Below are 24,398 nucleotides of genomic sequence, written 5' to 3'. Positions count from 1 at the left end.
AGCGCGCACGCACCACGACCGAGCCCCGGCATCCGATGGATGCCGGGGCTCGGTCCTGTTCCCGTACGCCGGGGCTCGGTCGTGTTCGCGGATGCCGGGGCCGGGTCGTGTCCGGCCGCAGCGGCTGTCAGAGCAGCTCGGCCGGCGGGGTGCGGTCGCGGTCGACCTTCTCCGTGCGTTCCAGCTCGCCCCAGACGATGTACCGGTAGTCCGAGGTGTACATCGGGGTGCAGGTCGTCAGGGTGATGTAGCGGCCCGGCTTCGTCCTGCCGGACTCCTTCGGGACCGGCTGGAGGACGTCCACGTTGTACTTCGTCGTCTCCGGCAGGCTCTTGTAGACCTTGTAGACGTACCAGGTGTCCTTGGACTCGAAGACGATCGCGTCGCCGGTCCTCAGCTTGTGGATGTTGTGGAACTTCGCGCCGTGCCCGTCGCGGTGGGCGGCCAGCGTGAAGTTGCCCTTCTTGTCCTGCGGGAGGGCGGACTTGATCGGGTCGGTGTAGTAGCCGGCGACGCCGTTGTTCAGGATGGCGCTGGTGGTGCCCTGCTTGACCAGTATCTCGTCGTCTCCCATGGCGGGGACGTGGAGGAAGCCGATGCCGTCCTTGGTGTCGAGGGCGCCGGGGCCGCCCGCCCACCGGTCGCGGACCTGGGCGCCGTCCTGGTCGGCGGCGCGGTCGGCGAGGACGTTGGTCCACCACAGCGAGTAGACGACGAAGAGTCCGAGCACCAGACCCGCTGTGATGAGGAGTTCGCCGAAGACGCTGATGATCCCGGCGATCCGGTTGCGCGCGCGTGCCACTAGGTCGTCCTGTCGTCCCGTCCGGAGGTGTGGGGTCTCACCCTACGAGGGCCGCCGGCTTTCCCTTGCTGCGCGGGCGTTCTTCCACCATCTTGCCCCAGACGATCATGCGGTACGTGCTGGTGAACTCGGGCGTGCAGGTGGTCAGGGTGATGTACCGGCCGGGCTTGGTGAAGCCGGAGCCCTTGGGCACCGGGTCGATCACCGCGACGTTCGACGGCGCGGTCTGCGGCAGGATGCTCGCCATCTCGTAGGTGTAGTACGCGTCCTGGGTCTCGACGACGATCGGGTCCCCGGGCTTGAGCTGGTTGACGTACCGGAACGGTTCGCCGTGCGTGTTGCGGTGGCCCGCGACGGCGAAGTTGCCCTGCTTGTCGGACGGCATGGCCGTCTTGAGCTTGCCGTCGGCGTAGTGGCCGACCATGCCCTTGTCGAGGACCTTCGCCTTGTTGATGCCCTCGGCGATGGGCACGACGACGTCGAGCTTGGGGATGTACATGATGGCGAAGCCCTGGCCGGGCTCGAAGGCCTCCGGCTTGCCGTCGTCGGCGCTGTCGCGGCCCTTGGCCCAGGTGTCCTCGATCTGCTCCTTGGCGCGGTCGGTCTCCTGGCCGGCGAGGACGTTCGTCCACCACAGCTGGTAGGCGACGAAGAGCAGCATGACGACGCCGAAGGTGATGAAGAGTTCACCGATGGTCCGGCTGGCGATGACGCCGACGCTGTCCTTGGCGGCGCGCGCGGCGCGGCGGGCCTCCACGCGGGAGAGGGGGCGCGACCCGGTGCCGGACGATCCGCCCGTGGCTGCGGCTGCGGGGGCGCCGCCGCGGCCCTTGGCCGCGCGGCGCCGCTCGGCCCGTCCGGGCCCCTGGGGCGTCTCCACGGCCCGCAGGGCCACCGTCTCGTCCCGTGGGGCCGCCGGGGCCGGTGGGGCCGCCTGCGGCGTCTCCTGCGGTGCGTACGAGGCGTACGCGGGCTCGTGCGGCGCCTCCTGGACGGGCTGGGGCTCGTACCCGGGCCGGGATTCGTACGGGGCCTCGTAGGCAGGGGCGGTCTGGACGGCCGGAGTGGCCGGGGGCGCCGGAGCCTCGTAGGTGGGCTCGTACGCCGTCCGCCCGTAAGCCGACTGCTCGTACGTCGGCTGCCCGTACGAGGGCTGCTCCTGCCCCGACTGCCCGTACGGGGGCTGCTCCTGCCCCGACTGCCCGTACGAGGGCTGCTCGTACGCCGTCTGTCCGTACGTCGGCTGCGGCTGCGGCTGCTGGTGGTACACCGTCGGGTCGTAGGGCTGGGGTTGGGGCTGCGGCTGCTGCTCCCCTTGCGCGTACGGGTCCACGGGTATCGGCTCCGGCCCGGGGACTCCCTGGTCCCGGAACCACGGCGAGCCCGTCGTCACGCGACGGCCTTGCCCACCACCGGCGCGAGCCCCGCCGACCTGCCGACCGCCCCCTTGTCGCCGCACCGCTCCAGCCAGTTGGCGAGCATCAGGTGGCCGTGCTCGGTGAGGACCGACTCCGGGTGGAACTGGACGCCTTCCACGGGCAGATCACGGTGGCGCAGCCCCATGATGATGCCGTCCTCGGTCCGCGCGGTGACCTCCAGCTCGGCCGGCAGGGCGGCGGGCTCGGCGGCCAGCGAGTGGTAGCGGGTCGCGGTGAAGGGCGAGGGGAGGCCCGCGAAGACGCCCTTCCCCTCGTGCGTGACGGGGGAGGTCTTGCCGTGCAGCAGCTCGGGCGCGCGGTCGACGACGCCGCCGTACGCCACGGCCATCGACTGCATGCCGAGGCAGACGCCGAAGACGGGCACACCGGTGTCGGCGCAGTGCCGGACCATGTCGATGCAGACGCCGGCCTGCTCGGGCGCGCCGGGGCCGGGCGACAGCAGGACGCCGTCGAAGCCGTCCTGTGCGTGGCTCAGTTCGACCTCGTCGTTGCGGAGGACCTCGCACTCGGCGCCGAGCTGGTAGAGGTACTGAACGAGGTTGAAGACGAAGCTGTCGTAGTTGTCGACGACGAGAATTCGCGCGCTCACTGGCCGTCCACCGTCACATCGTTGAACGGAAGCAGGGGCTCCGCCCAGGGGAACACGTACTGGAAGAGGGCGTAGACGACCCCGAGCACCAGCACGATCGAGATCAGTGCCCGCACCCACGCGTTGCCCGGCAGATGCCTCCAGATCCAGCCGTACATGCCGTCGACCGCCCCTTCCGTTCGTTACGGGGACCAGAGTACGGGGCGCGGAGGCCGTCAGGGGTCAGCTGCCCAAAGCCTGTGGACGACCGTCGGCCACCGGCCGCGTGCCGTCGAGGTGCGCCCAGACGACCAGCCGGTGACTGCTGCCCCACTCGGGCTCGCAGGTGGTGAGGGTGAGGTAGCGGCCGGGCCCGTCGTAGCCGGCCGCGTTCCTCCTGAGGGGCTTGGGTACGGGGGCGACGACCCCGACGTCGGTGGGCAGGGTCCGGTAGGGGCCGCGGTCGACGCGGTACGTGAACCAGGTCGTCCCGTCGGTGAGGACGACCGCGTCGCCGGGGCGCAGTCGCGGGAAGTCCTTGAAGGGGTCGCCGTAGGTGCGACGGTGGCCCGCGACGGCGAAGTTGCCGGTCGCGCCGAGCCGGGCGGTGCCCGTGTAGTGGCCGAGGCCCTTCTTCAGGACGTCCGGTCCCGTGCCTTCGAGGACGGGCCACTTCCAGTCCTTGCCGAGCCGGGGGACGTACATGACGGCGATCCCCTTGCCCGGGGTGTACGGCCGCCCGGTCTCGGGGGCGGGGGCGTTTCCCTCCGGGGCCTTGGCCGGCGGGGCGGTGGGCGGCGCACCGGAGCCCTTGGCGGGTCCTGCGGCCGGAGCGGTGGCCGGAGCCGTGACGGGGGTGCCGAGCCACTCCCGCTGGAGGGTGTCGATCTGGTCGGCGCCGGCGCTCCGGGCCTGGACGCCGGTCCAGTACAGGACGTACACGACGAAGAGGACGATGAGGGTGCCGACGGTCAGGCACAGCTCGCTGAAGGTCCGCACGACGAGACGGACACCGCCCACGCGCCCCTCCCCGCAGTCCCTCCGGTCAGCTCACCGGCTTCGCGTAGTGGAGGTCCACTGTGCCCGAGTAGCCCGGCAGAGTCACCGCCCTGTGGTCGTCGACTTTCCAGCCGAGCCCGTACGCCTTGACGTACAGCTGGTAGTTCTGGAGGGCCGGGGACTCGTTGAGCGCCCTGGTCAGCTTCCGGCGGTCACCCACGGCCGTGATCTTGTACGGGGGCGAGTAGACGCGGCCCTGGAGGATCAGGGTGTTGCCGACGCAGCGCACGGCGCTGGTGGAGATGAGCCGCTGGTCCATGACGCGGATGCCTTCGGCCCCGCCCTGCCACAGGGCGTTCACGACGGCCTGGAGGTCCTGCTGGTGGATGACGAGGTCGTTGGCCTGCGGCTCGGGGTAGCCGGGGGCGGCCTGGGCGTTCGGCGGGGCGTCGTCGAGGGTGACGGTGAGGCCGGAGCCGGAGACCTCCGTGGTGCCCGCCGCCGCTTCGAGGGCGGCGAGCTTGGCGTCCTCCGCACGGGTGGAACCGTCGTCGCGGGCGGCGAGGCCGTCCACCTGGGTGCGGAGGGCCGCGGTGGACTCGTCGAGCCCCTCGTTCTTGTGGCTGCGTTCCTCGATGAGGTCTGAGAGCCTGAGAAGGGAGGCGTCCGTGCGGATGTTCGTGCCCTTGGCCGTGTTGAAACTCGTCACGAAGATCAGTCCGGCGAGGGCGAAGACGGCAAGGGTCAGCACCCGGACGGGTCGCCACCTCGTGGTGCGGCCCGGCCCTGCGGGAGTGTCGGCGGAATTGCTCAACGTACCCTGATCCCCTTCGGTGCCGCGGAACCACTACGCTAACGGACGCCCGGGGGACGCAGTCTTCCTCCTACGTCACATCCCGGCGCCGCCCACAGTTCCCTGCGCGGTCACGCAGCGCATCGACAGGAGAGTCCCTCGTGCCGAAGTCACGTATCCGCAAGAAGGCCGACTTCACGCCTACGCCCGCCAAGCAGGCCACCAACATCAAGCTGTCGAACAGCAGCTGGGTGGCCCCCGTGATGCTGGCGCTGTTCGCCATCGGGCTGGTGTGGATCGTGCTCTTCTACGTCACCGACGGCTCGCTGCCGATCAAGTCGCTCGGCAACGTGAACATCGTGGTGGGCTTCGGCTTCATCGCTGCGGGGTTCGGCGTCTCCACGCAGTGGAAGTAGCCCGCGCCGCCTTCCGTACAGCCCGCGAGATATCGGCTGGACCGGCGGCTCGTCAAGCTCTCCCCTGAACTTATCCACAGCGTTGTGCACAGCACTGGATAACTTACGAAGATCTGTGGATAACTCGCACGACGTTGACGCCGGTATGACCGCTCCACAGGGGCGATCACCCGCCGAGGAACGCATCACGCCCCTCGCCTCCCTGGAGAAATGCCAGGTCAGAGGCGAGGGGCGTGGTCTTTCCCCAGTACCGGGGCCCGATCCGCCACACGCTGTGGATAACTCTGGGGAAAGCTCGGGAAAGAGCTCTTCCACAGCCCGCCGCGCTCAGGTGAGCGCGGCGGATCGGGCGAGTACGAGCCCCAGGTCGAGCAGGAGCAGCAGTCCACAGGCCCCGTACTGCACGAGGTCCCTGCGCGCCCTCGGCGCGTGCACCAGCGCGTACGTCACCAGGACGCCCGCGACGAGACCGCCGACGTGCGCCTCCCAGGAGATCCCCGGACGGGTGAACGTCAGGAGCAGCGACAGCGCCACGAAGAGCACCACCGGCCGCATGTCGTGCCGCTTGTGGCGGGCCAGCACGACCCAGGCGCCGATCAGGCCGTAGACGACGCCGGAGGCGCCCAGCGAGGGCTGGTTCTGCGCGGCGACGAGATAGGCCAGCACGGAGCCCGAGAGCCCGGAGAGCAGGCACAGGGCCGCGTACCGGATCCGACCCAGCTCCGGCTCGACGATCCCGCCGATCACCCACAGGCCCAGCACGTTGAAGAGGATGTGCCAGACCTCCTGGTGGAGGAAGGCCGCGGTCAGCAGCCGGTACCACTCCCCGTCCGCGACGCCGATCACCTCGCCGAGCTGAGGGCTGTAGGCGTAGCCGATGAGCTCCAGCTCGGCGACGAGCCGGTCCCCGAACACCAGGACCAGGAGGTACACCGCGAGGTTGATCCCGATGAGGAACTTGGTGACCAGGCGGTCGTCGGTCGCCACCCGGCCGCCCACCAGCGTCCGCGGCTGGTTGGCATCGGCGGCATGGCCGGTCCCCGAACCGTTGCGCACACAGTCGGGGCACTGGAAACCGACCGAGGCGGAGATCATGCACTGCGGGCAGATGGGCTTGTCGCAGCGGGCACAGCGGATGCCGGTCTCGGCCTCCGGGTGGCGGTAGCAGCGGGGCAGGCCGGACTGCGGGTCCATCGGAGGTTCCTTCCCTTCCGTCCCTTCCGTCACGTCCGCCTCAGCGCTTCTCGATCACCACGGAGTCGATCACGACGTCCCGGAGCGGGCGCTCGGTGTGCGGGTCGGTATCGACCGCCGCGATCGCGTCCACGACCTTCCGGCTCTCCGCGCCCGCGACCTCGCCGAAGATGGTGTGCTTGCGGTTCAGCCAGGTCGCGGCGCCGACCGTGACGAAGAACTGCGAGCCGTTGGTGCCCGGGCCGGCGTTGGCCATGGCCAGCAGGTAGGGGCGGTCGAAGAAGAGCTCCGGGTGGAACTCGTCGGCGAACTCGTAACCGGGGCCGCCCGTGCCGTTCCCCAGCGGGTCGCCGCCCTGGATCATGAAGCCCTTGATGACCCGGTGGAAGCCCGTGCCGTCGTAGAGCGGGTCCGAGGAGACCTTGCCGGTGGCCGGGTGCGTCCACTCACGCTCGCCGGAGGCGAGCTCGACGAAGTTGCGCACCGTCTTCGGGGCGTGGAACGGCATCAGCCGCACCTCGATGTCACCCAGGCTGGTCTTGAGGATCGCGTACAGCTGCTCGGCCACGGTCGCCTTCCGTCCACATCGTGTCGTTGTCGCATCGCGTCTGTCTCTGGCGTGACCACCGATCCTCGCATGCCCCGGATGCCCGCCCCGCATGCCGGACTCCGATCCGAGGGGCATGATTCCGAAAAGGATGGAAAGGTGAAAAACCGACATCGTCGCCACCCGAGGAGGAGGAATCCCGTGACCCGCATGGACAGCGTGCGCGCCGCGTCAGATTCGGCGAAGGAGAGCGTCCTGCACGCCGCGGAAGTGGTGGCGCCGTACGCCGAGACAGCGAGGGACCAGGCCACCCACTACGCGCACGAGGCGAAGGTGCGTATCGCGCCCAAGGTCTCCAAGGCCGCATCGGCGGCCCGAGTACAGGCGCGGGCGCAGTACGCCTCGTATGTCGCACCGCACGTACCGCCGCGGGTCGACGCGGCCGCGCACCGCGCGGCGGACGTGACCCGCTCAGCCGCCCGTCAGGCGGCCGACTACACCGTTCCGCGTGTCGAGCACGCGGTCGCCGCGACCGGTCCCGTCCTGGAGGAGGCCGGGTCGCGTTCCACCGCCGCCTGGGCCGCGCTGCGCGGGCAGGTGACGCCGAAGGAAATCCAGAGGATCGTGAAGAAGCATGAGCGGCGGGCCAAGGCCGGTCGCCTCGCCAAGGGACTCGTGGTCCTCGGCTTGGTGGTCGGCGGCGCTTTCGCCGCTTGGAAGTGGTGGGACAAGCAGGCCAATCCCGACTGGCTCGTCGAGCCGCCGGCTCCCACCGAGGTGGGCGAGGGTTCCACGGTGTCGTCCGTCGACGGCAATGGGGGGTTCCTCGATCCCGAGGTGGAGTTCAAGGAGAGCGAGGCCGAGATCCAGCAGGCCGAGGCAGAGGCTGAAGCCGAGATCGAGGCCGAAGCGGAAGCCGATGCCGGGTCCGCGGAGCGCGACGAGCGTCGCTGACCGCAGCGGTCCGGTCGGAGGAACACGAGCTTCGTGTTCCGCGGCTGAAGCTTCTTGAGCGTGTGTTGACGGTGGAGCATCCTGCTCCGGAGGTCTTGCGGGGCTCGCGGGGCTTGTAGGCCTCGCGGGCTTGCGGGTCTTGCGGGGCTTGTAGGCCTCGCGGGTCTTGCGGGTCTTGCGGGGCTTGTAGGCCTCGCGGGTCTTGCGGTCTCACAGAGGTTGCAGGTGGTGCAGGTCTCGCGGTCTCACAGAGGTGCAGGTGGTGCAGGTCTCGCGGTTCCACAGGGCGCGGGGAGTACGCGTACGGCGGCTCCCCGCGTCCTACGCGCCCTGCGACGTCGACGCGAGCGCCGTCTCCGTCAGCGCGGCCGGGTCGCTCTCGGCCGCGCCGCCCGCGTGGCGGTGGCGTACCGAGGGGGAGGAGCCGTGGGCCTCGGCACCGATGCGCTGCTTGATGGTGGGCGGCAGGGACCGGTCACCGACGAGGGGCCACCGGTGCGTCCGCTGTGCCGGTACGGAGGCGAGGGCACGCTGACCGGTGGCGGAGGCCGCCGTGGTGGCGGCGGAGCCGGCCGGCTCCTCGGGCTGCTGCACGGCGGGCTGCTGGGCCGCGGCGGCGGTGCTCGCCAGGCCGACGGAGGCGAGCAGGGCGAAGAGGACGGAGATGAAGGCGGTCCAGAACTGCTTGACCTTGGCGGTAGCCATGACCCCTCACTTTCGTGACGTTCTCGGATGGTTCATTTCGGGTTGCGCGCTTTACGTACTTTCCACATGATGTGGATGCGACCCGGGATTCCCGCGGAGCGACGCCGTCGCCGCGCAGTTCTTCCGATGAACACCACCCGGACGGATCAGTGGCCCCCGCCGACCTGGCCCGATCTCCTCAGCTCACGGCCTTCTTCACCAGCTCGGCGATCCGCGCCTCGTCGGCCGCGGTCAGCTCCTTCAGGGCGAAGGCGGCCGGCCACATCGTGCCCTCGTCGAGGTTCGCCACGTCGTTGAAGCCGAAGGTCGCGTACCGAGCGTTGAACTTCTGCGCGCTCTGGAAGAAGCAGACGACCTTGCCTTCCTTGGCGTACGCGGGCATGCCGTACCAGAGCTTCGGCGCGAGCTCGGGGGCGTGCTCCTTGACCACGGCGTGGATGCGCTCGGCCATGACCCGGTCCGAGTCCTGCATCTCGGCGATCTTCGCGACCACGGCCGCCTCCTCCTCCGCCGCCTTGTCGGCGCGCGAGCCCCGGCGCGCGGACGCCTTGACCTCCTTGGCGCGCTCCTTCATCGCACTGCGCTCCTCCGCCGTGAATCCCTCGGCCTTCGTCTTCGCCTCGGCGGTCGTCCCGGCGGTCGTCCCGGCAGTCGTCTTGGCGGTCGTCCTGCTGGACTTCGGCGTGTTCGTCATGGCGAGTTCCTTCTCTGCTTGCAGCTACGAATGAGGGCTACCGGGTACGGAGGTGAGGGAGCGTCAGCCCCAGGCGCCGGCGATCTGCCGGGTCGTGGCGTTGAGCCGGTTGAACAGGTTCGTGACACCGACCATGAGGATGATCGCGGCGAGCTGCTTCTCGTCGTAGTAGGTGGCGGCCGTGTCCCAGACTTCGTCGCTCACCGCGTCGGGCCGGTCGGCCAGCCGCGTCGCGGCCTCGGCGAGCTCAAGGGCGGCCCGCTCCTCCGGCGTGAAGTACGGGGCCTCGCGCCAGGCGACGACCGTGGCCAGCCGCTCGTCGCTCACGCCGGCCTTACGGGCCGTCTTGGAGCCGGCGTCGACGCAGGCGGCGCAGCCGTTGATCTGGCTGACCCGCAGGTGGACCAGCTCCAGCGTCTCCGCGTCCACTCCCCCGGAGTGGACGGCCTTGAAGAGCTCCTGGATGGGCTGCTGCGCGGCGGGCAGGACGGCGACGGGGTTCTGCATACGGGACCGGAGTTCGCTCTGCATCTCTGAACCTCTTTCGGGTCGGTGCCCCGTTCCCTCGGGGCGTGACTCCATGACAGCCCGTTCCGCCCGTCGCGACCATCGCCGTGGGACACCGTGGGACAGGTGAAGCAGCCTTGACCTGCGGCGAGTTGGCTCGGAAGACTTCGCCCCGGACGGGACGGCAACACGGCAGCACGGACCACCGCAACACGGCACCACCGCAGCACCGCAGCAGGACGCGACGACGGGGGAACCATGGACGCACGACCGGCCGACTCGCAGGGCAGAGGCTCGGGAGGAGCCGCGGGAGGCTCCGACCCGCAGGAGGAGCTGGCCGCCCGGCTGCGCCTGCTCCACGAGCTGTCCGGGCTCGGCGTACGGGCCCTCGCCCGGGACACCGGCCTCAGCTCCTCGTCCCTCTCGCGCTACCTGAACGGCCTGACCGTGCCGCCGTGGCCCGCCGTGGTCGCCCTGTGCCGCCTGGTGAAGCGGGACCCCCGACCCCTGCGGCCCCTGTGGGAGCGGAGCTCGAACCCGCTGCCCGCGCCCCCGAAGAGCAGCCGCCAGATCCGGCCGGTGCCCCGCAACGACCTCCCCCGCGACGTCCCCGACTTCACCGGGCGCGAGGAGCGGCTCGCCGCCGTGTTCGCGGCCGTCGCGAGCCACCGGGCGGTCTCGGTCGACGGGATGGCGGGTGTGGGCAAGTCCTGCCTCGCGGTGCACGCCGCGCACCGACTCGCCCCCGATTTCCCGGACGGCCGGCTCTACGTGGACCTGCACGGCTTCACCGAGGGCCGGCCGCCGCTCGACCCCGACTCCGCACTGCGGATGCTGCTCGCCGCGCTCGACGTCCCCAGCGAGAAGGTCCCGCGCGAGGGCGTCGAGGAGCTGGCCGCCTGCTGGCGGTCCGAGCTGGCGAGCCGCCGCGTCGTCGTGGTCCTCGACAACGCCGCCGACGCCGAGCAGGTCCGCCCGCTGCTGCCCGGTGCGGGTGCCTCCGTCGCCCTGATCACGAGCCGCAACCGCCTCCTCGGCCTGGACGAGGTGCCGCCGGTCTCCCTCGACGTGCTCAGCCCGGAGGAGAGCGCCGAGCTGCTGGCCCGGGCCAGCGGCGACGCGGGCGGGCCCGGGAGCAGGATCGCGCGCGATCCCGAGTCCGCCGCCGAGGTGCTGCGGCTGTGCGGCCGGCTGCCGCTGGCCCTGCGCCTGGCCGCGGCGCGGCTGCGGCACCGGCCGGGCTGGACCCTGGGGATCCTCGTCGAGCGGATGGCCGAGGGAGCGAGCGAGGGAGCGAGCGAGGTCGACGCCGAGTTCGGTGCGGCGTTCGCCATGTCGGTACGGCAGCTCGACCGTGCCAGGGCCCGGCTGTTCCGGCAGCTCGGCCTGCTGCCGGGGGAGTCCTTCGACGCGTACACGGTGGCGGCGCTCGCGGACCTGCCGCTGCGCGAGGCCCGGGCGTCCCTGGAGGACCTCCTGGACGCGCACCTCGTCCAGGAGCCGACGCCGGGCCGCTACCGGCTGCACGACCTGGTGCACCAGCACGCGCGCCGGGCCGTGGCGGAGCAGGACGCGGCGCCCGAGCGGGAGCGGGCCCTCCACCGCGTACTGGACTACTACGTCCACGCGACGGCGGCGGCGGACGCCACGATGCCGTACCTGGCGCCCGGCCGCCCTGCCTCCGCCGGCGCGGCGCCGGCCGCCCTGCCCCGGTTCGCGGACAAGAACGCCGCCTTGGCCTGGCTCGTGATCGAGTACGGGAACATCCTGGCCGCCTTCGAGACGGCCGCCGCCGTCGGCGCCGACACCCACGTGTGCGAGCTGCCGCGCTTCCTGCGGGCCTACTTCGCCCGCCGCTGCGGCACGTCCCACCTCAACTACCTCTTCGAGCGTTCGCTGGCCGCCGCCGAGCGCCTGGGGGACCCGCTGCAGCTGGCCGAGGCGCACAGCGACCTGGGCTTCGCCCGCTACAACGCGGGCCGGATGGCGGAGGCCACCGCCTCCTACGAGGCGGCCGGGCGGGAGGCCGTCCGCGCGGGGGACACCCGGGCGGAGGCCGAACTGGCACTGCGCCGCGGCTACTTGAGCTGGGACGCGGGCCACGTCGAGGAGCCCCTCGACCTCTTCCGGCTCGCGGGGAAGCTCTACGAGCAGGCCGGCAGCCCGACGGGTGCGGCCCACGCGGCCGCGTCGGAGGCCTGGGCGATGCTCCAGCTGGGCCGGCGGGAGGAGGCGGCGCTGCGGGCCCGGGAGGTGCTGGGCACCCCCCACACGGACCCCGCGTGGCCGCCCGCGCTGACCGCCCGGATCACCCTCGGCGTGGCCGTGGCGCCCGAGCGGCCCGAGGAGGCGGTGGAGCACCTGGGGCGGGCGCTCGCGGTGGCCCGTGAGGACGGGCACCTGCACAACCAGGCGTGGTGCCTGAACTGCCGGGGGGTCGCGCTGCGCCACATGGGCCGGTACGAGGAGGCCCTGGAAAGTCACCGGGAGGCGTTCGCGCTGCTCGACGAGGTCTTCGAGGAGCACTGGAAGATCCACTTCCTGGACGGGTACGCCGAGACCTGCCGGCTCGCGGGCCGCCCGGACGAGGCCCTGCGGCTGCACCGGCAGGCCCTGGAGCTGGCCCCGAGGCTGGGCAACCGGCACGCGGAGGCGCTGGCCCACGAGGGGATCGCGGGCGTGCTCGACGCCACGGACCCGGCCGGGGCATCCGAGCACCGGGCGGCGGCCGCAGCGGTCCGGCGGGAGCTCACCCCCGCCCCGCACTGATCGCCGGGCGGCGGCCGGACCTCGGCCCTGCGGGCCCGCGGGGCACGAAAAACACCCTCCCGATCGCGCTGCCGCGATCGGGAGGGTGCATTCATGTGGAGCCTAGGGGAGTCGAACCCCTGACATCTGCCATGCAAAGACAGCGCTCTACCAACTGAGCTAAGGCCCCGGAACGAGAACAGCGTACCGGGTCTCCCCCCATGTCCGGCAAAAGGATAGGGACTCCCGGTCAACGACCACTCTCCGTAAGATGCTGATCGAGGTTCGCAGTGGCGAACCTAAGGGATGGGGAGAAGTAATGGACGCAGCGCAGCAGGAAGCCACGGCAAGAGCCAGAGAGCTTCAGCGCAGTTGGTACGGGGAGCCGTTGGGGGCGCTCTTCCGTCGACTGATCGACGATCTCGGGCTCAATCAGGCCAGGCTCGCGGCCGTGCTCGGGCTCTCGGCGCCCATGCTGTCCCAGTTGATGAGCGGCCAGCGGGCCAAGATCGGCAACCCGGCCGTCGTCCAGCGCGTCCAGGCCCTCCAGGAGCTCGCCGTCCAGGTCGCCGACGGCAGCGTCAGCGCCGCCGAGGCCACCGACCGGATGGACGAGGTCAAGAAGTCCCAGGGCGGCTCCGTCCTCACCAGCACGGCCCAGACCACCACCGGCTCCGGTGCGCCGACCGTGCGCCGCGTGGTCCGCGAGATCCAGTCCCTGCTGCGGTCCGTCGCGGCCGCGGGCGACATCATCGACGCGGCGGACTCCCTCGCCCCGGCGCACCCGGAACTGGCAGAGTTCCTCCGGGTGTACGGCGCGGGGCGCACCGCGGACGCGGTCGCGCACTACGAGTCGCACCAGAACTGACGCGGGACCGGCGCTCGGCCGGTACCACGGGGACACGACACGACGGGGAGCGTGCGCAGCGCGATGGGTGAGGTCTTCGCTGGTCGGTACGAGCTGATCGACCCGATCGGACGGGGCGGGGCGGGCGCGGTGTGGCGCGCCTGGGACCACCGGCGGCGCCGGTACGTGGCGGCCAAGGTGCTCCAGCAGAGCGATGCCCACACGCTGCTCCGCTTCGTCCGCGAGCAGGCGATGCGGATCGACCATCCGCACGTCCTGGCCCCGGCCAGCTGGGCCGCCGACGACGACAAGGTCCTCTTCACGATGGACCTGGTCGCCGGCGGCTCGCTGGCGCACGTCGTGGGGGACTACGGCCCGCTGCCGCCCCGCTTCGTGTGCACCCTGCTCGACCAGCTGCTCTCGGGCCTGGCCACGGTGCACGCGGAGGGTGTCGTCCACCGGGACATCAAGCCCGCCAACATCCTTCTGGACGTCACCGGAACCGGGCGGCCGCACCTGCGGCTGTCCGATTTCGGCATCTCCATGCGCAAGGGTGAGCCCCGGCTCACCGATTCCAACTACGTGATCGGCACGCCCGGTTACTTCGCTCCCGAGCAACTCCTCGGCGCGGAGCCCGACTTCACCGCCGACCTGTTCGCCGTCGGCCTGGTCGCGCTCTATCTGCTCCAGGGGCGCAGCCCGGACTCCCAGGCCCTTGTCTCGCACTTCCTCACGTACGGCACGCCGAGCGCCCCCGAGGGCATTCCGGAGCCGCTGTGGCAGGTGCTCGCCGGGCTGCTCCAGCCCGACCCTCAGGCCCGCTTCCGGTCGGCCACGGGCGCGCGCAAGGCGCTGGACGCCGCCGCCGAGATGCTGCCCGAGGCGCGGCCCGACGAGCCGCCGGTCGAGATCTTCGACCAGATCGGTCCCCTGCCCGCCGGCTTCGGCCCCGCCGGACCGGTCGCGCCCGCCGGAACGGGAACCCCCGGCGCACACGGCGCCGTCCCGGGCCCGCTCGGCGCCCCCACCGTCACCGACGCCGTACCGGCGCAGCCCAGCACGCCCGTACCGCCCCAGCAGCAGCCCGCACAGCCCCCGTACCAGCCGCAGCACCAGCAGCCCGTACCCGCTGCCGCTCCGGCCCACGCGCCGGTGCCGAACCCGTCCGAGACGGGCAGCTTCCATCTGTCCCCGCCGGTCACGCATCCGGGCCCCACCCCCTCCTTCGACCAGGCCCCCACGGCCGGGGCGCCGTACGGACAGGCCCCTACTCATCCATACACCGCTCGACCCGTTCAGGTTCCCGGTCAGCACACGGCGCCGTCGCACAACGCCGGGCCCGCGTCCCCGGCCCCCGTACGCCGACCGGGACCGCCCCCGAAGGTGACGGTCCCGGTCCTGCTGCTGGCCCTGGTCTGCCTCGCGGTCGGCTTCTGGGCCCTCGCCCAGACCTGACCCGAAGCGGGCCACAACCGCGCCGCCACAAAGCCACCGGCCACGAAGCCACAAAGCCGCACAGCCACTGAGCCGCTGAGCCGCCCGCCCGTCCGCCCGTCCGCCCGTCCGCCCGTCCGTCCGCCCGTCCGCCCGTCCGTAGGCAATGCCGCAAGGCTGCGACGGTGCCCCTAAGCCGCCCGCCGCCGCGCCACGAGGGTCCACCCGCCGAGCCCGAGGAGCAACGCGGTCCCCGTGCCGATCCCGGCCACCGCGACGAGCCGCATGGCGCCGTCGCTCTCCGCCGCCTGCGCGCCGCTCGCGCCGCTCGCCGCCGCCTCCTTGTCGTCGGCGGTCACCGCGAACGGCCCGGGGTCCCCGTCGTACCCGGGCCCGGGCTTCGCGTTCCTCGTGACGTTCACCCGGAGCGTCAGCGGCACCGGCTTGTCCCCGTAGTGCTCGGCGATCTCGGGGTTGAGCGTGGCCGACAGGTAGTACCAGCCGGCGAACCGCATGCCGCTCGTGGCGTCGTTGTACGAGGTGCGGTTCTCGTGGGCCACCGGCCGCAGGGGGTCGAGCGCCAGCGTCGTCTGCTTCCCGTCGTAGCTGCCGGAGCTCTCGTCGACGTGACCGAGCGCCGGATTGTCGAGGGAGAGCACCAGCGCGTTGCCGACGGACTCGTCGCCGGCCGCGCTGCTGCCGAGTTCGGCGGTGGCGAAGAGCTGCTGCCCCCAGTCGACCGGCACCCGGTAGAACAGCGTCTGACCGGGCCGGATGTCGGACCGCCACTCGCCCTGCGTGAGCGAGACGGCGTCGTGGAAGCCCGCGCCGCCCTGGCGCTTCTGCGGGCCGCCCGTCGGCGGCGGGGGCGTGGCGGAGGACCAGGCCTCGGGGAGCTCGGTCGGGCCGGCCTTCTTCAGGCCCGGCTCGGACAGGTGCCGGAGCTCCAGCTCCCAGTCGTCCGGGGCCGAGGTCGGCTTCGAGGTGCGCTCGACGAGCACGTAGAAGGCGCCCGCCTTCTGGCAGGAGGAGCTGTCCGGGTCGACGAGGCGGCGGGCGTACCCGGCGAGCGGACGGGCGTACTCGGCCGAGGAGAACGACACCTGCTGGTAGCCGCAGTCGACGCCGGAGCCGTCCTGCATGCTGACCTTGAAGCCGTCGCCGTACTCGACCTTGCCGCCGGGCTTCGGCACGGCGACGACGGAGACGTAGCTGTTGACCTTGTCGTCGAGGTCGACGCGGTAGTAGACCTTGCCGTCCTTCTTCAGCGTGTCCCGGTACGTCTGCCCGGGCTTCAGCTGTGCCGCGTCCGAGCTCGACGCGGCGCCCTTGACGCGCGGGGCCGCGCTGTCGAAGGCGTACGGCGGGAGAGTGCCCCCGTCGGCCGCCCGTGCCTGGCCCGGCAGCGCCGTCACCGCGCCGACTGCGGCGACCGCCACGACCAGTGCCCCGGCCCCCCGGCCCATGCGTCCGATGCCGGCCTGCGTCTTCACGCGCTTCTCCCCTTTACTCAAGCAAGCATTTTGTTCGCTCAGGCAAAGCGAAGCCCCGGCCCGCTCACGCGCGGCCGGGGCTTCACCCACAAACGGTTTTGGTCTCAGACACCGGAACCTGCGGGCACGGAGTCGGTCGCCTCCGTCCACAGATCCTGCTCGGCGCGATCCGCCTGGATCTGGCGGTACACGAGGAGCCCGCCGATGGCGGCCAGTGCGACCAGGAGAAGCTTCTTCACCGCGCGACCTCGTCTTTCGTTGACGTAGGAGACTTCTGACGCCCACTCTACACATCGACCGATACCGATCGGTGACCTGTACGAGTTTCAAACCTCCGACGCGCCGCCGTCTTCCCCCGGAAAGCAAATCGACCCGGACGGAGGAACCGTCCGGGTCGATCTTCACTGTGGGGCTAACAGGATTTGAACCTGTGGCCTCATCCTTATCAGGGATGCGCTCTAACCAACTGAGCTATAGCCCCGCCGCGCTTTGCGGTGTGTGTCCCGCGCGCTGACTCCTGAAGATTAGCGCACGTGGGGGCCAGTCCCAAAATCGGTTCCGGCCGGGCCCCCTCGCCGGTCGTCCGGCGGCCACCCGAAGATCGATCGGGCGGCCGGCCGGACGCGAATCAGGAGGTCACTCGTCCTCGGCGAGCGTGAGCTCCACGCCACCGACGAAGCCCGCCGACAGGTTGTAGATGAACGCGCCCAGCGTCGCCAGAGCGGTCATCAGGACCACGTCGATCACGGCGATCACCGAGGTGAACATCAGCACCCGCGGCAGCGACAGGAACGACTGCAGGTCGAAGCCGTTGGACTCGTTCGAGCCCGTGGCCTCGCTGATCGTGCCGCCGACCGTCGAGAAGACGCCCATGGCGTCCATGACCATCCACAGCACGGCCGCGGCGACGACCGTGCAGATGCCCAGCGCGATGGAGAGCAGGAAGCTCACCTTCATCACCGACCACGGATCGGCCTTCGCCACCCGCAGCCGCGCCTTGCGCGTACGAGGCGTGGTGCTCGCCCCCGTACGCGGCCGTCGGACCGCTCCGGCGCCCGTCTGGCCGCCCCGCGTCCCGCCGCCCTGACCGCCCGCCTGGGCGCCCGGCGCAGGAGCGCCGTACGCCTGTGGCGGGTGGTACGGGCCGCCCTGCTGCTGCGCGCCCGCGCGCTCGCCGGGCAGCGGCCCGCTGTAGGTCTCGTACGAGGGCTGCTGCCCCCGGGTATCCGTCACCGCAACCCCCTGGGAGTCCGTGGCGGAGCCACGGGCGCCGTTCGCTCCAGCACCAGCAGAAGCTCCGGCGGCCGCCGATCCGGCGCCCGTGGCTCCACTCACGCTCTTACTCCTCGTGCTCCCCGGCCGAGGGCTCCGTGCCCTCGACTGCCTCGGCCTCGACCACTGCGGTCTCGACCACTGCGGCCTCGGTCGCCTCGATGGCGCCCTCGGCAACGTCCACGCCGTCCACGTCGTCCGCGTCGACGTCCTCGTCGTCGCTGCCGGCCTCGGCGTTCCGCGCGATGCCGACGACGGCGTCGCGCTTGCCCAGGTTGATCAGCTGGACGCCCATGGTGTCACGGCCGGTCTCCCTGACTTCGTTGACTCGCGTACGAATCACACCGCCGGACAGCGTGATGGCGAGGATCTCGTCGGTCTCCTCGACCACCAGCGCGCCCACGAGCGAGCCACGGTCCTCCACGATCTTGGCGGCCTTGATGCCGAGGCCGCCGCGGCCCTGGACGCGGTACTCGTCGACGGGGGTGCGCTTCGCGTACCCGCCGTCGGTCGCGGTGAAGACGAACGTACCCGGCCGGACGACATTCATCGAGAGCAGTTCGTCGTCCGCGCGGAAACTCATGCCCTTGACGCCCGAAGTGGCGCGTCCCATCGGGCGCAGAGCGTCGTCCGTGGCCGTGAAGCGGATCGACTGCGCCTTCTTGCTGACGAGGAGCAGGTCGTCCTCGGAGGAGACCAGCTCGGCGCCGATCAGCTCGTCGTCGCTGCCGTCCTCGCGCTCGCGCAGGTTGATGGCGATGACACCGCCCGAGCGGGGCGAGTCGTAGTCCTTCAGCGCGGTCTTCTTCACCAGGCCGGCCTTGGTGGCGAGCACCAGGTAGGGCGCGGCGTCGTAGTCGCGGATCGCCAGGATCTGCGCGATCTGCTCGTCCGGCTGGAAGGCCAGCAGGTTGGCCACGTGCTGGCCGCGCGCGTCCCGGCCGGCGTCCGGCAGCTCGTACGCCTTGGCCCGGTAGACCCGGCCCTTGTTGGTGAAGAAGAGCAGCCAGTGGTGGGTGGTGGAGACGAAGAAGTGGTCGACGATGTCGTCCTGCTTCAGCTTCGTCCCGCGCACGCCCTTGCCGCCGCGCTTCTGCGAGCGGTAGTCCTCGGTCTTCGTCCGCTTGACGTAGCCGCCGCGGGAGATCGTGACGACGATGTCCTCCTCGGCGATCAGGTCCTCGATGGACATGTCACCGTCGAAGGGCACGAGCTTGGACCGGCGGTCGTCGCCGAACCGCTCGACGAGCGCCGCGAGTTCCTCACTGACGATCGCGCGCTGGCGCTCCGGCGAGGCCAGGATCGCGTTGTACTCGTTGATCTTGGCCTGGAGCTCGTCGTGCTCGGCGACGATCTTCTGGCGCTCCAGGGCGGCGAGCCGGCGGAGCTGCATCTCCAGGATCGCGTTGGCCTGGATCTCGTCGATCTGGAGGAGGTCCATCAGGCCCGCGCGCGCGACCTCGACCGTGTCGCTGCGGCGGATGAGCGCGATGACCTCGTCGATCGCGTCGAGCGCCTTGAGGAGACCGCGCAGGATGTGGGCGCGCTCCTCGGCCTTCCGCAGCCGGAACTTCGTCCGGCGGACGATGACCTCGATCTGGTGCGTCACCCAGTGGCGGATGAACGCGTCGAGCGAGAGGGTGCGGGGGACGCCGTCGACGAGCGCCAGCATGTTCGCGCCGAAGTTCGTCTGCAGGTCGGTGTGCTTGTAGAGGTTGTTCAGCACGACCTTGGCGACGGCGTCGCGCTTGAGCACGATGACGAGGCGCTGGCCGGTGCGGGACGAGGTCTCGTCGCGGACGTCGGCGATGCCGCCGACCTTGCCGTCCTTCACCAGGTCGGCGATCTTCTGCGCGAGGTTGTCCGGGTTGGTCTGGTACGGCAGCTCCGTGACCACCAGGCACTGGCGGTTCTGGATCTCCTCGACCTCGACGACCGCGCGCATCGTGATCGAGCCACGGCCTGTGCGGTACGCCTCCTCAATGCCCTTGCGGCCGACGACGAGCGCGCCGGTCGGGAAGTCCGGGCCCTTGATCCGCTCGATCAGCGCGTCGAGGAGCTCCTCGTGGGTGGCCTCGGGGTGCTCCAGCGCCCACTGGGCGCCGGCCGCGACCTCGCGCAGGTTGTGCGGCGGGATGTTGGTGGCCATGCCGACGGCGATACCGGCCGAGCCGTTGACCAGCAGGTTCGGGAACCGGGCCGGCAGGACCGTCGGCTCCTGGTTGCGGCCGTCGTAGTTGTCCTGGAAGTCGACGGTCTCCTCGTCGATGTCCCGGAGCATCTCCATGGCCAGCGGCATCATCTTGCACTCGGTGTACCGCATGGCGGCGGCCGGGTCGTTGCCCGGGGAACCGAAGTTGCCGTTGGAGTCGACGAGCGGCATCCGCATCGACCAGGGCTGGGCGAGACGGACGAGCGCGTCGTAGATCGAGGAGTCGCCGTGCGGGTGGTACGTACCCATGACGTCACCGACGACGCGCGCGCACTTGTAGAAGCCCTTCTCGGGCCGGTAGCCGCCGTCGTACATCGCGTACAGCACGCGCCGGTGGACGGGCTTGAGGCCGTCCCGTACGTCGGGCAGCGCGCGGGACACGATGACGGACATCGCGTAGTCGAGGTACGAGCGCTGCATCTCGGTCTCGAGCCCGACGGGCTCGATCCGCAGCACGGGTTCCTGCTCTTCGGTGGTGCCGGGAGTGTTTTCGTCGGCCATTGCTGGTCGTCAGTCCTTTCGTACGGTCAGCTGAGACCGACTCAGATGTCGAGGAAGCGAACGTCCTTGGCGTTCCGCTGGATGAACGAGCGGCGTGCCTCGACGTCCTCGCCCATCAGCACCGAGAACAGGTCGTCGGCCTGCGCGGCGTCGTCCAGGGTGACCTGGCCGAGGACACGGTGCTCGACGTCCATGGTGGTGACGCGCAGCTCCTCGGCGTTCATCTCGCCGAGACCCTTGAAGCGCTGGATCGAGTCTTCCTTGATCCGCTTGCCGTTCTGCTTGCCGAGCGCGACGAGCGCGTCCCGCTCGCGGTCCGAGTACGCGTACTCGAAGTCGTCCCGACCCCACTTGATCTTGTAGAGCGGCGGGCGCGAGAGGTAGACGTGGCCGGCCTCGACCAGCGGGCGCATGAAGCGGAAGAGGAAGGTCAGCAGCAGGGTGTTGATGTGCTGACCGTCGACGTCGGCGTCCGCCATCAGAATGATCTTGTGATAGCGGAGCTTCTCGATGTCGAAGTCCTCGTGGACTCCGGTGCCGAAGGCCGAGATCAGCGCCTGGACCTCGGTGTTCTGCAGGATCTTGTCGATCCGGGCCTTCTCGACGTTCAGGATCTTGCCGCGGATCGGCAGGATGGCCTGGTACATCGGGTTGCGGCCGGACTTGGCCGAGCCGCCGGCGGAGTCACCCTCGACGATGAAGATCTCGCACTTGGAGGGGTCGTTCGACTGGCAGTCGGAGAGCTTGCCCGGCAGCGAAGCCGACTCCAGGAGGCCCTTGCGGCGGGTCAGGTCGCGCGCCTTGCGGGCGGCCACGCGCGCGGTGGCGGCCTGGATCGACTTGCGGATGATGTCCGCGGCCTCGACCGGGTTGCGGTCGAGCCAGTCGTTGAGGTGCTCGTAGACCGCACGCTGGACGAAGGTCTTCACCTCGGTGTTGCCCAGCTTGGTCTTGGTCTGGCCCTCGAACTGCGGCTCGCTCAGCTTGACCGAGATGATCGCGGTCAGACCCTCGCGGATGTCGTCGCCCGTGAGGTTGTCGTCCTTCTCGCGGAGCAGCTTCTTGTCGCGCGCGTACTTGTTGATCAGCGAGGTCAGCGCCGCCCGGAAGCCCTCCTCGTGGGTGCCGCCCTCGTGGGTGTGGATGATGTTGGCGAAGGAGTACACGCCCTCGCTGTAGCCGCTGTTCCACTGCATCGCGACTTCGAGGGAGAGGCTCTTCTCCTTGTCCTCCGCCTCGAGGTCGATCACGGTGGGGTGGATCAGCTCGCCCTTGCGCGAGTTGAGGTACTTCACGAAGTCGACGATGCCGCCCTCGTAGTGGTACTTCACCGTGCGCGCGGCCGGCTCGGCGGCCGCCTCGGCGTCCGGGTCGTCGGCGCCGACCGTGGCCTTGGCGGACTCGCGCTCGTCGGTGAGCGAGATCGTCAGGCCCTTGTTGAGGAAGGCCATCTCCTGGAAGCGCCGCGAGAGCGTCTCGAAGGAGTACTCGGTGGTCTCGAAGATGTCCGGGTCGGCCCAGAAGGTCACCGACGTGCCGGTCTCCGAGGTCTCCTCGTGCTGGGCGAGCGGGGCGGTCGGGGCGCCCATCTTGTAGTCCTGCGTCCAGCGGTGACCGTCCGTCCGGATCTCGACGGCGACCTTGGTGGACAGGGCGTTCACGACCGACACACCGACACCGTGCAGACCGCCGGAGACGGCGTAGCCGCCGCCACCGAACTTGCCGCCCGCGTGCAGCACGGTCAGCACGACCTCGACGGCCGGCTTGCCCTCGGAGGCCACGATGCCCACCGGGATGCCACGGCCGTTGTCGACGACGCGGACGCCGCCGTCGGGCAGGATCGTCACGTCGATGGTGTCGGCGTGGCCGGCCAGGGCTTCGTCGACCGAGTTGTCGACGACCTCCTGCACCATGTGGTGCAGACCGCGCTCGCCGGTCGAGCCGATGTACATGCCAGGGCGCTTGCGCACCGCATCCAGGCCCTCAAGGACCTGGATGTTGCTGGCGGTGTACTGGTTGTTCTCGTTGGGGTTGCCGGAATCGGCCACGAAGCGCCCTTTCTGGCACAGCACAGGCCGTTCTCCGGGCATACGGGAGCGGCTGCGTCGTTCGACATGTTCCGCAGGGTGGCGGGATTGTCTCCCAGTCTACCGGTAGCGCCGACACTCATGGGGGTTTGCCGGTCCCTGAGTCCGCATGTGCCGCCCTGAGCGGACCCAAGACGACTCCCCATATCCAGACAGGGTCCCCAGACGCCCCTGACGGCCACCTAGCGCTTCGAGAGGTGACGGCCCGTGGGCACGCGTTCCGCCCCGGTACCGGGCACCCGTTCCGCCCTCGCATCAGGCCTGTGCTCCGCCCTCGAATCGGGCAGGTGTTCCACTCACGTACCGGGCATGCGTTCCGACCACGGACCAGGCATGCACCGCGCCCTCGGATCCGGCGTGCACCGCGTTCTCGCATCGGGCATGCGTCCTACCCGCGCCGCGGGCACCTCGTCGCCCTTCGCCCGGCGCCTCGCCCCGAGAGCCGCCGCCTCCTACCCGTACGTGTCGCCGGGCCCCACGGATCCCGGCGCCCGAAGCGGCCCGTAGCCGCGCCGGGGCCCACCGGGACCGAGCACCTTGATCAGCCGGACCGTCCCGTGTCCGAGGTCCTCGTTGAGCCGGGCCACCAGCGTCGGCGCCAGCAGCCGCAGTTGCGTCGCCCAGGCCGTCGAGTCGCACTGCACGGTCAGCACCCGCGCGTCCGGCTCGTCGTCGAACTTCAGCGGTACGCAGTGCTTCGCCAGGTCCTCGCCGACGATCTGCGGCCAGCGCCCCATGACCCCGCCGACCGCCGCGGGGGTCTCCCACCCGCGCTCGGTGATCAGCCGGTTGATCGCCGCGCCGAGCGCCATCGGGTCGCGCCCGTCGGCACGCGCGCCGGAGCGCAGCCCGCCCCCGCGCCGGGCCTGCTTCTTCTGCTGGGCCGCGGCGCCCCGCGCCTTCGCCTGCTCCTTGGCCGCGCGCAGCGCGACCCGCGCCAGGTCGACGCCCGAGGCCTCGGGAACCCTGGGCGCATCCGGCTGCTCCGGCGCCCCGAGTGACGGCTGCTCGCTCATACCCGCTGCACCGTCCCGCCGGCCACCTCGTACCGCGTCCCCGCGAGGACCCCCGGCACGTCGTCGTCCACCGCGGCCGTCACCAGCACCTGCTCGCCGCCGGCCACCAGCTCCGCGAGCCGCTCGCGCCGGCGCGCGTCCAGCTCGGCGAAGACGTCGTCGAGGACGAGGACCGGCTCGTTGCCCTCGGAGCGGAGCAGGTCGTACGAGGCGAGCCGCAGCGCCAGCGCGTACGACCAGGACTCGCCGTGGCTCGCGTACCCCTTCGCCGGCAGGTCCCCGAGCTTGAGGAGCAGCTCGTCCCGGTGCGGCCCGACGAGCGTGACGCCCCGCTCGATCTCCTGCTTGCGGACCTCGGCGAGCGCGGCCGTCAGCTGCTCGTACAGCTCCTCGCGGGTGTGCCCGGGGCCCGGCGCGGAGGGCCGGTACTCCAGCAGAATCGGTCCACCGCCGGGCGCGAGCTGCTCGTACGCCTTGTCGGCGAGCGGCTGGAGCACGGCGATCAGGTCGAGCCGCTGGGCGAGCAGCTCGGCGCCGGCGCGCGCCAGGTGCTGGTCCCAGACGTCGAGTGTGGACAGGTCCATGCCGCGGCCGCCGTGCCGCCGGGCCATCGCGGCGGACTTGAGGAGCGTGTTGCGCTGCTTGAGCACGCGCTCGTAGTCGGAGCGCACGCCCGCCATGCGCGGAGCGCGGGCCGTGATCAGCTCGTCGAGGAAGCGCCGCCGCTCGCCGGGATCGCCCTTGACGAGGGCGAGGTCCTCCGGCGCGAACAGCACGGTCCGTACGATCCCCAGCACGTCACGCGGTCTGACCTGCGAGGACCTGTTGATACGGGCGCGGTTGGCCCGGCCGGGGTTGAGCTCCAGCTCGACCAGCTGGGAACGCTCGCCCTGGGTGACGGCGGCCCGGATGACCGCGCGCTCCGCGCCCATCCGCACCAGCGGGGCGTCCGAGGCGACACGGTGGCTGCCGAGGGTCGCGAGATAGCCGACGGCCTCGACGAGATTGGTCTTGCCCTGGCCGTTCGCGCCCACGAACGCGGTGACGCCCGGGTCGAGCGGAACCTCGACCCGGGCGTACGAGCGGAAGTCGGCCAGCGACAGATGCGTGACGTGCATGGTGGGCGCCGACCTTCTTCCCCCGGCGGCTGTGCACCGCGGGGTGCACAGC

At 71.0% G+C, this 24,398-nt stretch carries 23 protein-coding genes and 2 tRNA genes; 5 read left to right on the top strand and 20 right to left on the bottom strand.

Annotated features, from left to right (window positions below):
- Window positions 1–127 precede the first annotated feature (127 nt).
- From ACF08F_RS01295 to ACF08F_RS01270, 6 genes are all read right to left on the bottom strand, one after another.
- On the bottom strand, window positions 128–802 hold the full coding sequence (locus ACF08F_RS01295; RefSeq protein WP_392296429.1) for a class E sortase: 675 nt from the start codon (window positions 800–802) through the stop codon (window positions 128–130).
- Window positions 803–839: 37 nt separating this feature from the next.
- Window positions 840–2,195: a class E sortase gene (locus tag ACF08F_RS01290; RefSeq protein WP_392296428.1), complete on the bottom strand. Its 1,356-nt coding sequence runs from the start codon at window positions 2,193–2,195 to the stop codon at window positions 840–842.
- Complete coding sequence (locus ACF08F_RS01285; protein ID WP_392296427.1) at window positions 2,192–2,830, bottom strand: aminodeoxychorismate/anthranilate synthase component II; 639 nt, start codon at window positions 2,828–2,830, stop codon at window positions 2,192–2,194. The genes ACF08F_RS01290 and ACF08F_RS01285 overlap by 4 nt, the downstream gene beginning before the upstream one ends.
- Window positions 2,827–2,988 carry a hypothetical protein gene (locus ACF08F_RS01280; protein WP_392296426.1) on the bottom strand — a complete coding sequence of 54 codons (162 nt, stop codon included), beginning with the start codon at window positions 2,986–2,988 and terminating at the stop codon, window positions 2,827–2,829. Before ACF08F_RS01280 ends, ACF08F_RS01285 begins: the two co-directional genes overlap by 4 nt.
- A 64-nt stretch (window positions 2,989–3,052) precedes the next feature.
- Window positions 3,053–3,829: a class E sortase gene (locus ACF08F_RS01275; RefSeq protein ID WP_392296425.1), complete on the bottom strand. Its 777-nt coding sequence runs from the start codon at window positions 3,827–3,829 to the stop codon at window positions 3,053–3,055.
- Between the two features lie 25 nt (window positions 3,830–3,854).
- Window positions 3,855–4,622 (bottom strand): DUF881 domain-containing protein, encoded by a 768-nt coding sequence (locus ACF08F_RS01270; protein ID WP_392296424.1) that lies wholly within the window; start codon window positions 4,620–4,622, stop codon window positions 3,855–3,857.
- Between the two features lie 140 nt (window positions 4,623–4,762).
- Here ACF08F_RS01270 and crgA point away from each other — a divergent pair, with 140 nt between their 5' ends.
- Window positions 4,763–5,017 carry a cell division protein CrgA gene (gene crgA / locus ACF08F_RS01265; protein ID WP_392296423.1) on the top strand — a complete coding sequence of 85 codons (255 nt, stop codon included), beginning with the start codon at window positions 4,763–4,765 and terminating at the stop codon, window positions 5,015–5,017.
- A gap of 327 nt (window positions 5,018–5,344) precedes the next feature.
- Here crgA and ACF08F_RS01260 read toward each other — a convergent pair whose 3' ends face one another.
- Window positions 5,345–6,211 carry a rhomboid family intramembrane serine protease gene (locus ACF08F_RS01260; RefSeq protein ID WP_392296422.1) on the bottom strand — a complete coding sequence of 289 codons (867 nt, stop codon included), beginning with the start codon at window positions 6,209–6,211 and terminating at the stop codon, window positions 5,345–5,347.
- A gap of 40 nt (window positions 6,212–6,251) precedes the next feature.
- The gene (locus ACF08F_RS01255; RefSeq protein ID WP_392296421.1) at window positions 6,252–6,779 is read right to left on the bottom strand and encodes a peptidylprolyl isomerase; all 528 of its coding nucleotides are present in this window, start codon (window positions 6,777–6,779) and stop codon (window positions 6,252–6,254) included.
- A gap of 180 nt (window positions 6,780–6,959) precedes the next feature.
- Between ACF08F_RS01255 and ACF08F_RS01250 the strand changes: the two genes are divergently transcribed.
- A complete protein-coding gene (locus ACF08F_RS01250; protein ID WP_392296420.1) occupies window positions 6,960–7,712 on the top strand; it encodes a DUF5324 family protein in 753 nt (250 codons plus the stop codon).
- Between the two features lie 321 nt (window positions 7,713–8,033).
- On the opposite strand, the gene ACF08F_RS01245 is transcribed toward ACF08F_RS01250, so the two are convergent.
- The 3 genes from ACF08F_RS01245 to ACF08F_RS01235 all read right to left on the bottom strand — a co-directional run bounded on the left by ACF08F_RS01245 (window position 8,034) and on the right by ACF08F_RS01235 (window position 9,618).
- Window positions 8,034–8,417 (bottom strand): DUF6344 domain-containing protein, encoded by a 384-nt coding sequence (locus tag ACF08F_RS01245; protein ID WP_392296419.1) that lies wholly within the window; start codon window positions 8,415–8,417, stop codon window positions 8,034–8,036.
- A gap of 178 nt (window positions 8,418–8,595) precedes the next feature.
- On the bottom strand, window positions 8,596–8,991 hold the full coding sequence (locus tag ACF08F_RS01240; RefSeq protein ID WP_392296794.1) for an iron chaperone: 396 nt from the start codon (window positions 8,989–8,991) through the stop codon (window positions 8,596–8,598).
- A 183-nt stretch (window positions 8,992–9,174) separates the two neighbouring features.
- Window positions 9,175–9,618, bottom strand: a complete 444-nt coding sequence (locus tag ACF08F_RS01235; RefSeq protein ID WP_392296793.1) for a carboxymuconolactone decarboxylase family protein — start codon at window positions 9,616–9,618, stop codon at window positions 9,175–9,177.
- A 258-nt stretch (window positions 9,619–9,876) separates the two neighbouring features.
- Here ACF08F_RS01235 and ACF08F_RS01230 point away from each other — a divergent pair, with 258 nt between their 5' ends.
- Window positions 9,877–12,387, top strand: a complete 2,511-nt coding sequence (locus ACF08F_RS01230) for an ATP-binding protein (protein WP_392296418.1) — start codon at window positions 9,877–9,879, stop codon at window positions 12,385–12,387.
- Between the two features lie 96 nt (window positions 12,388–12,483).
- Here ACF08F_RS01230 and ACF08F_RS01225 read toward each other — a convergent pair.
- Window positions 12,484–12,556, bottom strand: a tRNA-Ala gene (locus ACF08F_RS01225).
- Window positions 12,557–12,685: 129 nt separating this feature from the next.
- Between ACF08F_RS01225 and ACF08F_RS01220 the strand changes: the two genes are divergently transcribed.
- Together ACF08F_RS01220 and ACF08F_RS01215 are read left to right on the top strand one after the other, a co-directional pair.
- Entirely contained in the window at window positions 12,686–13,234 is a 549-nt protein-coding gene (locus ACF08F_RS01220; RefSeq protein ID WP_055642465.1) for a DNA-binding protein, read from the top strand.
- Window positions 13,235–13,297: 63 nt separating this feature from the next.
- Window positions 13,298–14,668 (top strand): protein kinase, encoded by a 1,371-nt coding sequence (locus ACF08F_RS01215; RefSeq protein ID WP_392296792.1) that lies wholly within the window; start codon window positions 13,298–13,300, stop codon window positions 14,666–14,668.
- Between the two features lie 170 nt (window positions 14,669–14,838).
- Here ACF08F_RS01215 and ACF08F_RS01210 read toward each other — a convergent pair whose 3' ends face one another.
- The 8 genes from ACF08F_RS01210 to recF form a co-directional block, all read right to left on the bottom strand.
- Window positions 14,839–16,140 carry a hypothetical protein gene (locus tag ACF08F_RS01210; protein WP_392296417.1) on the bottom strand — a complete coding sequence of 434 codons (1,302 nt, stop codon included), beginning with the start codon at window positions 16,138–16,140 and terminating at the stop codon, window positions 14,839–14,841.
- A gap of 104 nt (window positions 16,141–16,244) precedes the next feature.
- Window positions 16,245–16,379 carry a DLW-39 family protein gene (locus ACF08F_RS01205; protein ID WP_003958712.1) on the bottom strand — a complete coding sequence of 45 codons (135 nt, stop codon included), beginning with the start codon at window positions 16,377–16,379 and terminating at the stop codon, window positions 16,245–16,247.
- Between the two features lie 168 nt (window positions 16,380–16,547).
- Window positions 16,548–16,621, bottom strand: a tRNA-Ile gene (locus tag ACF08F_RS01200).
- Between the two features lie 155 nt (window positions 16,622–16,776).
- A complete protein-coding gene (locus tag ACF08F_RS01195) occupies window positions 16,777–17,373 on the bottom strand; it encodes a DUF3566 domain-containing protein (protein WP_392296416.1) in 597 nt (198 codons plus the stop codon).
- 106 nt (window positions 17,374–17,479) lie between these two features.
- The gene (gene gyrA, locus ACF08F_RS01190) at window positions 17,480–20,125 is read right to left on the bottom strand and encodes a DNA gyrase subunit A (protein WP_392296415.1); all 2,646 of its coding nucleotides are present in this window, start codon (window positions 20,123–20,125) and stop codon (window positions 17,480–17,482) included.
- Between the two features lie 41 nt (window positions 20,126–20,166).
- The gene (gyrB, locus tag ACF08F_RS01185; RefSeq protein ID WP_392296414.1) at window positions 20,167–22,197 is read right to left on the bottom strand and encodes a DNA topoisomerase (ATP-hydrolyzing) subunit B; all 2,031 of its coding nucleotides are present in this window, start codon (window positions 22,195–22,197) and stop codon (window positions 20,167–20,169) included.
- A gap of 467 nt (window positions 22,198–22,664) precedes the next feature.
- Entirely contained in the window at window positions 22,665–23,228 is a 564-nt protein-coding gene (locus ACF08F_RS01180; protein ID WP_392296413.1) for a DUF721 domain-containing protein, read from the bottom strand.
- On the bottom strand, window positions 23,225–24,346 hold the full coding sequence (gene recF, locus ACF08F_RS01175; protein ID WP_392296412.1) for a DNA replication/repair protein RecF: 1,122 nt from the start codon (window positions 24,344–24,346) through the stop codon (window positions 23,225–23,227). The genes ACF08F_RS01180 and recF overlap by 4 nt, the downstream gene beginning before the upstream one ends.
- Window positions 24,347–24,398 lie beyond the last annotated feature (52 nt).

Origin of the sequence: Streptomyces sp. NPDC015130 (assembly GCF_043080005.1) — a bacterium.
Classification (GTDB): domain Bacteria; phylum Actinomycetota; class Actinomycetes; order Streptomycetales; family Streptomycetaceae; genus Streptomyces.
This window is presented reverse-complemented; position numbering and strand designations above follow the sequence as displayed.